At 64.0% G+C, this 13545-nt stretch carries 15 protein-coding genes; 4 read left to right on the top strand and 11 right to left on the bottom strand.

The genetic code is table 11. The features are described from left to right. Positions 1 to 4 precede the first annotated feature (4 nt). Positions 5 to 1015 (top strand): class I SAM-dependent methyltransferase, encoded by a 1011-nt coding sequence (locus AC1RUK_RS24260; protein WP_481838622.1) that lies wholly within the window; start codon positions 5 to 7, stop codon positions 1013 to 1015. A 15-nt stretch (positions 1016 to 1030) separates the two neighbouring features. On the opposite strand, the gene AC1RUK_RS24255 is transcribed toward AC1RUK_RS24260, so the two are convergent. The 4 genes from AC1RUK_RS24255 to fabA form a co-directional block, all read right to left on the bottom strand. Beyond that, entirely contained in the window at positions 1031 to 2581 is a 1551-nt protein-coding gene (locus tag AC1RUK_RS24255; RefSeq protein WP_481838623.1) for a putative bifunctional diguanylate cyclase/phosphodiesterase, read from the bottom strand. Positions 2582 to 2664: 83 nt separating this feature from the next. Next, positions 2665 to 3474 (bottom strand): enoyl-ACP reductase FabI, encoded by an 810-nt coding sequence (gene fabI, locus AC1RUK_RS24250; protein WP_481838624.1) that lies wholly within the window; start codon positions 3472 to 3474, stop codon positions 2665 to 2667. A 12-nt stretch (positions 3475 to 3486) separates the two neighbouring features. After that, positions 3487 to 4707 carry a beta-ketoacyl-ACP synthase I gene (fabB, locus tag AC1RUK_RS24245; protein WP_481838625.1) on the bottom strand — a complete coding sequence of 407 codons (1221 nt, stop codon included), beginning with the start codon at positions 4705 to 4707 and terminating at the stop codon, positions 3487 to 3489. 31 nt (positions 4708 to 4738) lie between these two features. Further along, complete coding sequence (fabA, locus tag AC1RUK_RS24240) at positions 4739 to 5257, bottom strand: 3-hydroxyacyl-[acyl-carrier-protein] dehydratase FabA (protein WP_006202935.1); 519 nt, start codon at positions 5255 to 5257, stop codon at positions 4739 to 4741. Positions 5258 to 5527: 270 nt separating this feature from the next. Here fabA and irrA point away from each other — a divergent pair, with 270 nt between their 5' ends. Beyond that, complete coding sequence (gene irrA, locus AC1RUK_RS24235) at positions 5528 to 5959, top strand: iron response transcriptional regulator IrrA (RefSeq protein WP_436170706.1); 432 nt, start codon at positions 5528 to 5530, stop codon at positions 5957 to 5959. A 10-nt stretch (positions 5960 to 5969) separates the two neighbouring features. Continuing rightward, on the top strand, positions 5970 to 6329 hold the full coding sequence (locus AC1RUK_RS24230; RefSeq protein WP_481838626.1) for a DUF4260 domain-containing protein: 360 nt from the start codon (positions 5970 to 5972) through the stop codon (positions 6327 to 6329). A 61-nt stretch (positions 6330 to 6390) separates the two neighbouring features. Here the strand turns inward: AC1RUK_RS24230 and AC1RUK_RS24225 are convergent, their stop codons facing one another. Then, a complete protein-coding gene (locus AC1RUK_RS24225) occupies positions 6391 to 6948 on the bottom strand; it encodes an SH3 domain-containing protein (RefSeq protein WP_481838627.1) in 558 nt (185 codons plus the stop codon). A gap of 156 nt (positions 6949 to 7104) precedes the next feature. On the opposite strand from AC1RUK_RS24225, the gene AC1RUK_RS24220 reads away from it, so the two are divergent. Continuing rightward, complete coding sequence (locus AC1RUK_RS24220; RefSeq protein ID WP_404275301.1) at positions 7105 to 8106, top strand: 2-hydroxyacid dehydrogenase; 1002 nt, start codon at positions 7105 to 7107, stop codon at positions 8104 to 8106. A gap of 7 nt (positions 8107 to 8113) precedes the next feature. Here the strand turns inward: AC1RUK_RS24220 and AC1RUK_RS24215 are convergent, their stop codons facing one another. The 6 genes from AC1RUK_RS24215 to dnaN form a co-directional block, all read right to left on the bottom strand. Beyond that, positions 8114 to 8527, bottom strand: coding sequence for an aconitase X swivel domain-containing protein (locus tag AC1RUK_RS24215; protein WP_481838628.1), 414 nt, complete (start codon positions 8525 to 8527; stop codon positions 8114 to 8116). Continuing rightward, entirely contained in the window at positions 8524 to 9777 is a 1254-nt protein-coding gene (locus AC1RUK_RS24210) for an aconitase X (RefSeq protein ID WP_481838629.1), read from the bottom strand. Before AC1RUK_RS24210 ends, AC1RUK_RS24215 begins: the two co-directional genes overlap by 4 nt. Then, the gene (locus AC1RUK_RS24205; RefSeq protein WP_481839409.1) at positions 9774 to 10262 is read right to left on the bottom strand and encodes a GNAT family N-acetyltransferase; all 489 of its coding nucleotides are present in this window, start codon (positions 10260 to 10262) and stop codon (positions 9774 to 9776) included. Before AC1RUK_RS24205 ends, AC1RUK_RS24210 begins: the two co-directional genes overlap by 4 nt. 13 nt (positions 10263 to 10275) lie before the next feature. Then, positions 10276 to 11031, bottom strand: coding sequence for a molybdopterin-synthase adenylyltransferase MoeB (locus AC1RUK_RS24200; RefSeq protein ID WP_481840127.1), 756 nt, complete (start codon positions 11029 to 11031; stop codon positions 10276 to 10278). Between the two features lie 31 nt (positions 11032 to 11062). Continuing rightward, a complete protein-coding gene (gene recF / locus AC1RUK_RS24195) occupies positions 11063 to 12223 on the bottom strand; it encodes a DNA replication/repair protein RecF (protein WP_481838631.1) in 1161 nt (386 codons plus the stop codon). Positions 12224 to 12321: 98 nt separating this feature from the next. Further along, on the bottom strand, positions 12322 to 13440 hold the full coding sequence (gene dnaN / locus AC1RUK_RS24190; protein ID WP_436170713.1) for a DNA polymerase III subunit beta: 1119 nt from the start codon (positions 13438 to 13440) through the stop codon (positions 12322 to 12324). Positions 13441 to 13545 lie beyond the last annotated feature (105 nt).

The raw sequence follows: 13545 nt of genomic DNA, 5'->3' as shown, positions 1-13545 counted from the left end.
AAGAATGTCCGCTGAGCCGCTGAAGACGCTTTTCCATCCGTTCGAGGCGGAGGCTGTTCCTCTGCCACGAAAGGGCGGGCGTGTTGTCTTTCTGGGCGCGGAACCCGGTTTCCGTTTGCCTGAAGGTTTTGAGACCGCGCTTCACCTCGTGCAGGGCTTCCGGCCCCATTTCCGCGCCCTGCTGGCGTCGGGCTTCAATGTCACGCCGCAGGCCGAAGGTGCCGACTGCGACGCAGCACTGGTGCTTGCCGGGCGTCATCGCGGGCAAAACGAATTGCGCATTGCCGAAGTGATGGAACGTGTCGCGGCGGGCGGATTGATTGTCGTCGCCGGCGGCAAGGATGATGGCATTGCCAGCCTGCGCAAGCGCATCGACGAGCTTGTGCCGCTTGACGGCCACCTGCCGAAACATCACGGCATCGCCTTCTGGTTCGCCCGACCGGCCGATAGCGGAGCCGCATCAGTGCTTCGGGCTGCCAATCCAGACCTTGTATTGGAAGGCCGCTTTCGCACCGCGCCCGGCATGTTCTCCTTCGACAAGGTTGACACCGGTTCCAGATTGCTGGTGGACAATCTGCCCAACGATCTGCGTGGCAACATCGCCGATTTCTGCGCCGGCTGGGGCTATGTGGCAGCCGAAGTCGCGGTGCGCTCGTCCGGCATATCCAGGCTCGATCTCTTCGAGGCGGACTTCGCCTCGCTGGAGGCAGCGAAGGGCAACATCGGCACGGCAGCCGAGACACATTTCTTCTGGACCGACCTGCTCGGCGAGCCTGTCGAGCGCCGCTATGACGCCGTCGTCATGAACCCGCCCTTTCATCGCAGCCGGGCGGCCGAGCCGGAGATCGGCGCTGGCATGATCCAGGCAGCGGCCAAGGCGCTGAAACCGGGCGGCAGGCTGTTCATGGTGGCGAACCGGCAGCTTCCCTACGAGGCAGTGCTGGCGGCAGCCTTCTCAAGCCATGCGGAGATTGCCCGCGACGGCATGTTCAAGGTTTTTTCGGCGCGCCGGTGACTGGCACGTTTTGGCTTAGTGCATGCTGACGATGCGCGCTTCGCTCTTGACGTGGACGACCTGCGCTTCGCCAGGCCCGATCTTGAGCGGCGCCGGGCGGCCGAACAGATAACCTTGCACCACCTCGCAACCGGCGGCCCTGAGCAGCGTCGCCTGGCTCTCGGTTTCGACGCCTTCGGCGATGATGCCGACGCCGAGCGCCCGCGACAGCCCGACGATGGTCGAGACGACGGCGCCCGAGTTGGAATCCGTGTCGATGCGGCTGACGAAGGAGCGGTCGATCTTCAGCTTGCCGAACGAGAAATCGATCAGGTAGCTTAGATTGGAATAGCCGGTGCCGAAATCGTCGACTGCGACAGAGATGCCCATGTCGGCGAGTTCCCGCAGGATGATGGCGGCGCGCTCGCGGTCCTGCATCATCGCCGTCTCGGTGACTTCCAGCTCAAGCCGCGACGGCTTGATGCCGGTGCTTGCCATCGTTTCGCGCACGATGCCGACGAAATCCTTGGTCATGAACTGGACCGGCGAGATGTTGACGGCAACGAAACAGTCCTCGGGCAGATGGCGGGCGTCGTTGCACGCCTTGCGCAGCACCCACTCGCCGATCGGGTTGATCATGCCTGTCTCTTCCGCGATCGGTATGAACTCCATCGGCGGGATCATGCCGCGCTCCGGGTGCTTCCAGCGGATCAGCGCCTCGTAGCCGATGATGCGGCCGCTCGGCAGGTCGAGCTGCGGCTGGTAATGGAGGTCGAAATCACCCCGCTCGAATGCGGTATGCAGCTCGGATTCGATCCACTGCCGATGGTCGGCGACCCGACCCATGTCGGAATGGAAGACCGACCAGTTGCCTACCCCTCCAGCGCGTGCGTTCTGCAGCGCCAGGTTGGAGCGGCGCAGCACCAGGACAGGATCGACGCCGTCCTTCGGCATGGCCACGATGCCGACCGACAGGCTGACCGATTGCAGATGGGTATCGAGCTGGTAGGGCTCCATCATCTCGTCGATGAGCTTCTCGATGGTCCGTTCCACGGACCCCTTGATTTCGCGATCCGGCAACAGCACCGCGAACTCACCGGCACCGATGCGCCCGACCACCGCGCCTTCCGGCATGCTGGTCTTCAATCGCTGGGAAAAGGCGCGGATCAACTCGTCACCGTGGCTGTAGCCGATCGCATCGTTGATTTGCTTGAAACGGTCGATGTCGATGTCGATGAGAAATACCGGTTCGCCGCTGCGGATCGTCGCCGACGCCGCGTCCGCGATCTTGCCGACCATGGCTGGGCGCGTCAGCAGGCCCGTCAGCTTGTCGAAATTGGTTTCGTTGAAGACGTAATCGGCCGATTCGTCGACACCGGCGAAGAAGGACAGCGCGGCGCCCGCGGCGGCCAGCGCGCAGAGCAGGGCCATGACGGCGACCATCGTCTGGGCCGGCATGCCGGCAAGGCCGTCGCCGAAACCGAACTTCAGGCCCCAGACACCGAGGATAAAACTGCCCATGCCCGAGCTGGCAATGGTGATCAGCCGGAACAACGGTGTGCGCTTCGGGTTGCTGACAGCAGGCATGCGGGTCCCTAAGTTATGGGACCTCTAGCGGATATCTCCTTAAAATGGGTTTCCGCCATTGCGTCCAATTTTACCGACAGGAACTATTCTCGGCCGTCGCTCTGCTTTAGCTCATCGAGCGTCGGCATGGAAACGATGTGATAGCCGGAATCGACATAGTGAATTTCGCCGGTGACGCCGGAAGACAGATCGGACAGCAGGTAAAGAGCTGAACCGCCGACCTCGTCGATGGTCACCGTGCGGCGCAGCGGCGAATTGCGCTGCTGGTAGGAAAACATGTGGCGCGCATCCGAAATCCCGGCGCCGGCCAGCGTTCGGACCGGTCCCGCCGATATGCCGTTCACCCGGATCCCGCGCGGACCGTAGTCGTTGGCGAGATAGCGCACGCTAGCCTCCAGGCCGGCCTTGGCGACGCCCATGACGTTGTAGTTCGGCATGACGCGGACCGAACCGGCATAGGTCAGCGTGATCATCGAGCCGCCGTCCTTCATCAGCGCGGCGGCGTGCCGGGCGATCTCGGTGAAGGAATAGCAGGAGATGACCATGGTGCGGACGAAATTGTCGCGGCTGGTGTCGGCATAGAGGCCCTTCAGCTCGTTCTTGTCGGAAAAGCCGATGGCATGGACGACGAAGTCCAGACCACCCCACTCCTTGCCGAGCGTCTCGAAGGTGGCGGCGACCGAAGCACTGTCCTCGACATCGCAGGGCACGACCAGCGCCGCGCCAAGCCGGTCGGCGAGCGGCTTGACCCGGCGGCCAAAGGCGTCGCCCTGGTAGGTGAAGGCCAGTTCGGCACCGTGCTCGGACAATTTCTGGGCGATGCCCCAGGCGATCGAATGATCGTTGGCGACACCCATGACAAGCCCGCGCTTGCCCTTCATCAATCCGTCCATGGCTGGCAATCCTTATGCGGAATAGCGCTGGAAAATCAGCGTTGCGTTGGTGCCACCGAAACCGAACGAATTGGACAAAACGGTGTCGATCCTGGCGTTATCGATGCGCTTGCGTACGATCGGCATGCCCTCGAATTCCGGATCGAGTTCCTCGATATGGGCGCTTTCGCCGATGAAGCCGCCCTGCATCATCAGGATCGAGTAGATCGATTCCTGCACGCCGGCCGCGCCCAGCGAATGGCCGGTCAGCGACTTGGTCGAGGTGATGAAAGGCATCTTGTCGCCGAACACTTCGCGGATCGCGCCCATCTCCTTGGAATCGCCGACCGGCGTCGAGGTGCCGTGCGTGTTGATGTAGTCGACCGGCGAGGAAACGGTGGCCAGCGCCTGGCGCATGCAGCGCACCGCGCCTTCGCCCGAGGGCGCCACCATGTCGTAGCCGTCCGAGGTCGCGCCATAGCCGACGATCTCGGCATAGATCTTGGCGCCGCGTGCCTTGGCGTGCTCGAGCTCTTCCAGCACCAGCACGCCGGCGCCACCGGCGATGACGAAACCGTCGCGATTGACGTCATAGGCGCGTGAGGCGGCCGACGCCCTGTCGTTGAACTTCGACGACATGGCGCCCATGGCGTCGAACAGGTCCGACATCGTCCAGTCGAGATCCTCGTGGCCGCCGGCAAAGACCATGTCCTGCTTGCCCCACTGGATCAGCTCGTAGCCATTGCCGATGCAGTGCGCCGAGGTGGAGCAGGCGGACGAGATCGAATAATTGACGCCGTGGATCTTGAACCAGGTGGCGAGCGTCGCCGACGCGGTCGACGACATCGCCTTCGGCACCGCGAACGGGCCGATGCGCTTGGGGCTGCCGTTCTTGAGCGTCGTTTCGGCCGCCTCGACGATGGTGCGTGTCGATGGTCCACCCGAGCCCATGACGATGCCGGTGCGCTCGTTGGTGATGTCGTTCTCGCCGAGGCCCGCATCCGCGATCGCCTGGTCCATGGCGACGTGGTTCCAGGCCGCGCCTTGCGACAGGAAGCGCATGGCGCGCCGGTCGATCATCGCCGACGGGTCGAGCGACGGCGCGCCCCAGACCTGGCATCGGAAGCCGTGTTCGGCGAATGAATCCGAAAAGCTGATGCCGGACTTGGCATCGTGGAGCGAGGCCTGCACCTCATTGGCATTGTTGCCGATCGACGACACGATGCCGAGGCCTGTCACTACGACCCGTCTCATGGGCTGCTCCTTCCAAAGTGTCTGGTGGCGATCAGGCGACCGCCGACTGCTTTGACAGACCTACCTTGAGATCCGTTGCCGCGTATATGGGTTCGCCATCTGCCTTGAGCCAGCCATCGGCGATGCCGAGCACCAGCCGGCCGCGCATCACGCGCTTGAAATCGATGCCGTACTCGACCTTCTTGACCGACGGCGTCACCATGCCTTTGAACTTCACCTCACCGGTCGATAGCGCCATCCCCTTGCCGGGCTCGCCGAGCCAGCCGAGGTAGAAGCCGGTCAACTGCCACATGGCATCGAGGCCCAGGCAACCCGGCATGATCGGGTTACCGATGAAATGGCAGGCGAAAAACCACAGGTCCGGCTTGATGTCGAATTCGGCGCGGATGAAGCCCTTGTCGAACGCACCGCCGGTTTCGCTGATCTCGGTGATGCGGTCGAACATCAGCATCGGTGGATAGGGCAGCTGCGCATTTCCCGGTCCGAACAGCTCGCCGCGGGCGCAGGCAAGCAGTTCCTCGTAATCGTAGCTGGACTTCGAACCTGCCATCAATTTCGTCCCCGTGATCGTCCTGGGCGGCAGGGCGCCCTTGTCGTTGGTTTCCTAACACAGTCTGTTTATGGCCGGAAACCGGCGTCTGCGCTTAACCCGCCCGCCTGCCGGGGTCAATGCGCACCGGGATATCTGCGCGCATGTTGCTCTATTGATCGAATTCGGCCGACAGAATATATGTCAGGAGCTGTCCAGTTTCGGCCGATGCCGTTTTTTCGCCATTCTGGGCGGGTTTTTGGGGCCGAACCGCGAGCTTCGACGGATAGGATGGATCAGGGCTGCCGGAAGGATAATGTCGCTGTGGACAAGCGGGTTCGCGAAGCCGGCCTGAGGCCGACGCGCCAGCGCATTGCGCTGGCTGATCTGCTTTTCGCCAAGGGCGATCGTCATCTTTCGGCCGAGGAACTGCACGAGGAGGCGATTGCCGCCGGCGTGCCGGTGTCGCTTGCCACCGTCTACAATGCCCTTCACCAGTTTACCCAGGCGGGCCTGCTGCGCATCCTGGCCGTCGAGGGCTCGAAGACCTATTTCGACACCAACACCTCCGATCACCATCATTTCTATATCGAAGGCGAAAACCGCATCTTCGATATAGCCAGCGGTCCGGTGACGGTTTCCAACCTGCCGGAGCCGCCGGAAGGCCTGGAGATCGCCAATGTCGACATCGTGGTGAGGTTGCGCCCGAAACGTCGCGATTGATCCGCGCTCGATGAGACCCGTCGATCTGGCGGTCCGGCTCGAATGGATTGCCGTTGCGGTGGTCGCGCTCGTTCTCTACGCGCTGGCCGGTGCCTCCTGGTGGCTGTTTGCCTTGCTCATCCTGGCGCCGGACCTGTCGATGTTGGGTTATCTCGCCGGACCGCGCGTCGGCGCCGTCGCCTACAACGCGCTGCACATCCTGATTGTCCCGCTGCCGCTGGCGCTTGCCGGATACGTCTTTGCCAATCCGATCGCGATCGCCGTCTCTCTGACTTGGATCACCCACATCGTCGTCGACCGCGCGCTGGGTTACGGCCTCAAACTGTCGAGCGGTTTTCGGGACACCCATCTCGGTCGCATCGGCCGCTAGACCAACCGGTTTTGCTACGCTGACCTACGGTTCGGACAAGATCGTGGTCCAGACCAGAAAGTCAGTTCTTGACGTGTTCGCCCGGATAAGCGCCCCAGACGACCGATTGGGGGAGCCAGCCGGTGTGGCCGTCGAAGGTCATTTCGCACCACTGGCCGTCGCAGGACTTGATCGATCCCATGACGCCCGGCTCGATGATGGCCACCACGCTGGCGTCCTTATCCTTGTCGTCAAGCAGGTTGATTCGGCCGCCCTTGCCGCGCTGCCAGGGCGCGACGATCGCCGTGCGGCGGCCCGACAGCAGCGACTGGTTGATCCAGCCTTCCGAACCGTCGGCATCGCGTACGCGGCGCCAGGTATCGAATTCCTGGATGATTTCCATCGGCAGCCCGGCCTTCATGTACATCCAGTTGACGGAGTAGTTGGCGCCGGGGCCGACGCGCGCGTTGACGCGGCCCGATTTTAGGCTGACGAAACGCGGCAGCGGCAGGCCGCTCGGCCCGAGCGTGATCGTCCGCGCGGGGGCCGCGGCGCTCTGCGCCACCGTTTGCGGGGAACAAAGGAGGGCGCCGAGGACTGCTGCGCTGAAGGCCAGGCGGAGCGACGCGAAACCAGACACTTTCATTCCTTTCGGCGCTTGCCCGTCGGCACCGGCGCCCCTTTTTCTTTGTCTTCGGCGGCACCGCTTGTTACAGAGTGGCAGGCACCGCGACCGGCTTCGATTTTCGCCTGTCTTGGTTAAAGAGGTCTCAACGAGATCGGGTTCGAGGAAACAATGGCAGGCAAGAAAAGGCCCCTCGTCGTCATCACGCGCAAGCTGCCCGATCCGGTCGAAACCCGCATGCGCGAACTGTTCGACGCACGGTTGAACGTCGAGGACAGGCCGATGACGCAGCCCGAGCTGGTCGCGGCGATCAAGGAAGCCGACGTCCTGGTGCCGACGATCACCGACAATATCGACGCGGCCCTGATCGCCCAGGCCGGCGACAATCTCAAGCTGATCGCCAATTTCGGCAATGGCGTCGACAAGATCGACGTGGAGGCGGCGGCCAAGAAGGGCATCACCGTCACCAACACACCGAACGTGCTGACCGAAGACACGGCCGACATGACCATGGCGCTGATGCTGGCCGTGCCGCGGCGCCTGGCAGAAGGCGCCAACGTGCTGACCAGCGACAAGAAATGGGCCGGCTGGTCGCCGACCTGGATGCTCGGCCGCCGCATCTGGGGCAAACGGCTTGGCATCGTCGGCATGGGCCGCATCGGCACCGCCGTCGCCAGGCGCGCCAAGGCCTTCGGCCTGTCGATCCACTATCACAACCGCCACCGCGTGCTGCCGGCCGTGGAAGACGAGTTGGAAGCGACCTATTGGGAAAGCCTCGACCAGATGCTGGCCCGCATGGACATCATCTCGGTCAACTGCCCGTCGACGCCGGCAACCTTCCATCTGCTGTCGGCGCGAAGGCTGGCGCTCATGCAACCGTCAGCCTACATCGTCAACACCGCGCGGGGCGACATCATCGACGAGGAATCGTTGATCAAGCTGATCCATGACGGCAAGATCGCCGGCGCCGCGCTGGACGTCTACGAGCACGAGCCGGCGCTGAACAGCAAACTCTTGAAGCTCGCCGCCAAGGGCAAGGTCGTGCTTTTGCCGCATATGGGCTCGGCGACGCTCGAAGGCCGCATCGACATGGGCGAGAAGGTGATCATCAACATCCGCGCCTTCTTCGACGGTCATCGCCCGCCGGATCGCGTGCTGCCGCTGCGAACATAAATAGTGGTCAACCGGCTACGGCGAGCGCGCCGTTGTCGGTGACTGTTACTGTGCTTCCGCGATAGGTGTCGAAGTTATCGCGCCCGAGCTGCAGCGCCATTGGCGTCTCCCAGCCCATCTCCCTGGCCACGATCAGGCCGAGCAGCAGGATCGCATCCGGTTCGTGCAGCACCAGTGCCGCCGGCGCATGGCCATTGTGGACAAGTTCCATCAACACGGCCGACGCCGAGGACGAGCCGATCGTGCCTGGCAGGAACAGCACGCGCCCCGACAGGTTTTCGCCGTGCTGTGGATGCCGGACATCGGCGATGCGGCCGCTCTTCGGATCGACGCCGCCCCAGAAGCTGATCGGCGCCGTCAGCACCAGCGCCTCGCCTTCGCCGGCCCGGCCCGGCACCAGGATTTCTGCCGGAGCGCTCATGCGGCGATGTCCGTAAATGTTGGCTTACCAATAACGGCACTTTCGACGCAGTCGGCCAGCGCGCCGTAAAGCACGGCATATCCGGTATTGCCCGGCGCGTAATGCGCGAACTTTCCGGAGTTGGTCATCAATATGCCTCCGGCAAGCTCGGGCATGATCGGCGTCACCACCACGCAGGTGTCGGCCACGATGACGACACCGCTTGCTTCTAGCATCTTGCGCCGCCCGTTCTTTTCGAGCGACGAAAGCACATGGCGCCCGGTGCAGGCATAGATCGGCACGGTGAGGCGCCGTCCGGCGATCAGCCGCTCCAGCATATAGAACTCGTCGAGTGACAGATGCGGGCTGCCGATTGCCACTGCATCAATGGTTTTCGGCCCTGTTGCCGTCGACAAGCCCGCGCGGGCCTTCGCCGCCATCTCCGGCGTGACGCGGATCACCGTTTCCGGCGCCGCGCCGGCCAGGATGGTTTCGGCGTCGGGCGCCTCGGGTGTCACGCCGGCAATATGGAAAAGGCCAACCGCACCGGATGAAGCGGCGGCCGCGCCGAAGGCCTTCAGCGCGTCCTCGCCGGGATGGCCAGGCACGCCGGTGACGACACCGATTGTGTTGCCGACTTCGCGGCCATAGAGGCTGCCCAGCACTGGCCAGGCGATCTCGGAGCCGAGGAACGACGCGGAGAGCCCGGAGACATCGAACACCAGCCGCGCCCGCCGGTTCTCTGCGCGGTGCAAGCCGTAGTCCGGCGCGCGGCCCGATATGGCGCAGGCGATGTCGAGGAAATCGCCGTAGCGGTTGGTGCGCGCGCCAAGCACCGAATTGCAGAACACCACGGCGTTGGATTCTCCCCAGGCGACGTCACTTCCCAGTGCTGGCCGGTGCCCGGCCTGGTAGGGCGCGCAGGTCCAGCTCTGCTCGCAGCCGAGCTTGCGGTAGGCTTCCATCATCCGCCGCGCCATGCCGCGCGCCGGCTCCTCGAGGCGGATGCGCGAGCAGCCCATCAGGTCGAGCGCCCCGACATTGAGCGTCGAGCGCACCGCGACCCGGGCACCGCCCTCGACCAGCCTTTCGGCGAACAGCGTGCCGGAATCGCCGTGATAGAGCGCCCCGTCTATGTGCGCCGAGGCGATCGGGATCAGCCGCAGCGCGCCGAGCAGGCTGGCGCTGTCGGCGACGATGCGCATCGCCATCGCCGCGCCGTCCTTGCCGGAGGCGATTGTCTGTTCTTCCGGACTGAGGGCGAGGCTCACGAAAGCACCTTGCGCATGGTGATCGAGGTCGGACGGTTATAGCTCGTATGCGCCGTGCGTCCGGTCTCACGAAAGCCGAGTCGGGAGAAGGCGGCGTGGTTTTCGCTCAGTTCGATGCGCGTCTGCAGCTCGATGGCGCTCTTGCCGCTGCTGCGGGCAAGGTTCTCGACGGCCTGCATCAACCGCCTGCCGATGCCTTGTCCCTGGAGGCCCGGCTCGACGGCGAGCTTGCCGACATAGACATCATCAGCCCGCTCAAGTGCGAAAATACAGCCGACGATCCGGCCGGCCTCGAGCGCCAAAAAACCCGTCTCCTGCCGGGCCTTGTCCTTCAGGCCTTCAGGCGTCAGCAGATGCGACGAGGACGGCGGATCGATGATGCCGTCCATGAAGGCGAAGGCGCGCAGGATCAGCTTGAGTAATTCGTCCCAGCGCTCGAAATCGGGCGCAATCTGCGTAACGAGAACAGCTGTGGACTGGCCCATCTGGTCCATGCGGTCAGTTTCTCTTGTAGCGAATGGTGTCGAAGCGCGCCGAAAGCGCATCATAGAGCAGCAAGCGGCCGACCAGCGGTTCACCGATGCCGGTGATCAGTTTGATCGCCTCCATTGCCTGCAGCGTACCGACGACGCCGGTCAGCGCGCCGACAACGCCGGCCACTGCGCAGGATGGCACCAGGCCCGGCGGCGGCGCCTCGGGGAAAAGATCGCGATAGCCCGGGTTCAGCCTGCCATCCGCGCCGGTCTCGAACGGCTTCAGCACGGTCAGCGAACCGTCGAAGCGGCCGACGGCGGCATGCACCAGCGGCCGTTTCTCCGCGGCGCAGGCGTCGGCGACGGCATAACGCGTCTCGAAATTGTCGGAGCCGTCGACGATGATGTCGTAGCGCGCAATGAGGGCAGGGGCGTTTTCCACCGTCAGCCGAAGCTGGTGCAGTTCCACCGAGACGTTGGGATTGATGCGCGCGATGGCCGCCTTGGCGCTATCGGTTTTCGCCACGCCGACCGCGTCGGTGCCGTGGATCACCTGCCGTTGCAGGTTCGACAGCGAAACGTCGTCGTCATCGACGATGCCGAGCGTGCCGACGCCGGCGGCGGCGAGATATTCGAGCACCGGCGCCCCCAGCCCACCGGCGCCGATTACCAGCACCCGAGCTCGCTTCAGCTTTTGCTGGCCGGCGCCGCCGATCTCCGGCAGCACGATGTGGCGCGCATAGCGTTCGAGCTCTTCCTCGGTGAGGGCGGAGTCCATCATCGCCGGACCATATAGTGGGCGAAAAACCTTGTCAGGTATCTTTGGTTGGCCCAACTGTGCCGTGATCGACCGTCAGGAACTGTGCACGTCCAGCGAGACTGGAAAACAGCGCCGCATCGGTTCCGGTCATGAACGCCTGGCAGTTGAGCTCTTCCAGGATAGAGAACAGCGCTGCGCGCCGGCCGGCGTCGAGATGCGCCGCGATCTCGTCGAGCAGCAGGATCGGCGTCATGCCCGACATCTCGCCGGTCAGCCTTGCATGCGAAAGCACGATGCCGACCAGCAACGCCTTCTGCTCGCCGGTCGAGCAAAGTTCGGCAGGCATCGCCTTGGGCCGGTGTCGCACGACGAGGTCGGAACGGTGCGGGCCTTCCAGTGTGCGCCCGGCGGCGCGGTCGCGGTCACGGCCGTCGGCAAGTGCAGCGCGGAACCGCTCCTCGACATCGACGGCAGGCGTTGTGGCCACCTGCTCCTCCAGTTCGCCGGAGAGGCCAATGTCTGCCTGCGGAAACGGGCCGCTATCGGGCAGCCGGTCGATCATGGCTGCGAGCAGGCGCACCAGTTCCGCCCTTGCGGCTGCGATCGCCACGCCGGTCTCGGCCATCTGCGTCTCGATAGCGTCGAACCAGGCGCCGTCGCGCGATCCTTCCGTAAGCAAGCGGTTACGGCCACGCATGGCCTTTTCATAGTCGAGCGCGCGCTGGCCGTGTCCGGGGTCGATCGCCAGCACCAGCCGGTCGAGAAAGCGCCGGCGGTCGGCGGCCGGCCCCGGGAACAGGCCATCCATCGCCGGCGTCAGCCAGACGACACGTAGCCATTCCAGCATGTCCTCGACCGATCGCGCCGTAGCACCATTGATCCGCACCCGCCTGCCGCCTTCGCCGGCGTTGTCGCCACCCGCAATGCCGGTGCCGATTTCAACCTCTCCTTCGGCCCCTTCGATCCTCGCGTGCAGGGCAAAGCCGCCATCGCCGCCTTCGCGCGCCACGTCGGCATAGGGCGCGCGGCGGAGCCCACGTCCCGGCGTCAGCAGCGAAACCGCTTCCAGGAGATTGGTCTTGCCGGCGCCATTGTCGCCGGAAAGCACCACGGCGCCAGGCTTCAGGTCGATCGACAGCGCCGCATAGTTGCGGAAATTGGTAAGTGTTAACTTACTTATATGAGTTTGTTTTTGAGACTGTTTGGCGGTCACAACGGCAAAAAGGCGTGCCGGTCTCCACCTCCCTCGATGAGCAGGAGATGTCCGGCGGGACGAAGAGGGGTGATTTCTCGCATAGGCCTCGTTCGGGCCTACACCCGCATCGGCATCAGCACGTAAAGAGCGGTTTCGTCGGCCATGTCGTGGATCAGCGTCGGTGAACCGGCATCCGCCAGCATGAACTTCGCTTCCGTACCGGTCAGCTGGGCGGCGACGTCGAGCAGATACTTGGCGTTGAAGCCTATCTCGATCGGATCGGACGAATAATCGGCCGCCAGTTCCTCGGTGGCGCTGCCCGAATCCGGATTGTTGACCGCGAGCGTGACCTGGCCTTCGGCGATCGAAAGCTTCACCGCCCGGCCGCGCTCGGACGAAATGGTCGAGACGCGATCGACGGCGGCGGCGAAACTCTGCCGGTCGATGATCAGCTGCTTGTCGTTGCCGGTCGGAATGACGCGTTGGTAGTCGGGGAAGGTGCCATCGATCAGCTTCGAGGTCAGAACGACGCTGCCGATGGTGAAGCGGATCTTGGTATCCGACAATTCGGTGGTCACGGCGACGTCCGGATCGTCGACCAGCTTCTGCAACTCGCTGACCGTCTTGCGCGGGATGATGATGCCGGGCATGCCCTCTGAGCCTGCCGGCGCGTCGATCTCGGCGCGCGCCAGGCGATGGCCGTCGGTGGCAACCGAGCGCAGCTTCAGCTTGCCGCCGGCCTCATGCGTGTGCAGGTAGATGCCGTTCAGATAGTAGCGCGTCTCTTCGGTCGAGATGGCGAACTGGGTCTTCTCGATCAGGCCCTTCAAACCGACCGAATCGAGCCGGAAGATATGCGAGAAGGAGCCGGCCGAGAGTTCTGGGAAATCGGATTGCGGCAGGCATTGCAGGCGGAAGCTCGAACGGCCCGACGTCACCGTCATGGCGTTGCCGTCCTCATCGGTCTTCAGCATCACCTCCGCCCCGTCGGCCAGCTTGCGCACGATGTCGTAGAGCAGATGCGCCGGCACCGTCGTCGCCCCGCCGCGCTCGACCTTGGCGGGCGTCGCTTCGGTCACCTCGAGGTCGAGGTCCGTCGCCTTCATTTCAAGGCTGGCGCCTTCGGCGCTGAGCAGCACGTTGGACAGGATCGGTATGGTGTTGCGTCGTTCGACCACGCGGTGAACGTGGTTGAGCGACTTCAGGAGATTTGACCGTTCCAGGATAACACGCATGACGAAACAGGCTCGCTTGAATGGATGAGCGGGTCTCCGGCTGGCGGCGCCCCGCGAAAGGTCTGAACAGGCTCAGAATCTGCGTAAGCTGACAGGAAAAAACCT

Source organism: Mesorhizobium monacense (assembly GCF_056781675.1).
The sequence above is the reverse complement of the archived record's forward strand: the minus strand, read 5'-3'. Positions and strand labels throughout refer to the sequence as shown.

Bases quoted from the DNA above. Each gene is read 5' to 3' on its own strand.
- fabA (WP_006202935.1), bottom strand. From the start codon at position 5,257: ATGGCAGGTTCGAAGTCCAGCTACGATTACGAGGAACTGCTTGCCTGC.
- AC1RUK_RS24260 (WP_481838622.1), top strand. From the start codon at position 5: ATGTCCGCTGAGCCGCTGAAGACGCTTTTCCATCCGTTCGAGGCGGAG.
- AC1RUK_RS24215 (WP_481838628.1), bottom strand. From the start codon at position 8,527: ATGAGCGCTCCGGCAGAAATCCTGGTGCCGGGCCGGGCCGGCGAAGGC.
- AC1RUK_RS24205 (WP_481839409.1), bottom strand. From the start codon at position 10,262: ATGGGCCAGTCCACAGCTGTTCTCGTTACGCAGATTGCGCCCGATTTC.
- AC1RUK_RS24200 (WP_481840127.1), bottom strand. From the start codon at position 11,031: ATGATGGACTCCGCCCTCACCGAGGAAGAGCTCGAACGCTATGCGCGC.
- AC1RUK_RS24230 (WP_481838626.1), top strand. From the start codon at position 5,970: ATGAGACCCGTCGATCTGGCGGTCCGGCTCGAATGGATTGCCGTTGCG.
- dnaN (WP_436170713.1), bottom strand. From the start codon at position 13,440: ATGCGTGTTATCCTGGAACGGTCAAATCTCCTGAAGTCGCTCAACCAC.
- fabB (WP_481838625.1), bottom strand. From the start codon at position 4,707: ATGAGACGGGTCGTAGTGACAGGCCTCGGCATCGTGTCGTCGATCGGC.
- AC1RUK_RS24220 (WP_404275301.1), top strand. From the start codon at position 7,105: ATGGCAGGCAAGAAAAGGCCCCTCGTCGTCATCACGCGCAAGCTGCCC.
- irrA (WP_436170706.1), top strand. From the start codon at position 5,528: ATGGATCAGGGCTGCCGGAAGGATAATGTCGCTGTGGACAAGCGGGTT.
- fabI (WP_481838624.1), bottom strand. From the start codon at position 3,474: ATGGACGGATTGATGAAGGGCAAGCGCGGGCTTGTCATGGGTGTCGCC.
- AC1RUK_RS24255 (WP_481838623.1), bottom strand. From the start codon at position 2,581: ATGCCTGCTGTCAGCAACCCGAAGCGCACACCGTTGTTCCGGCTGATC.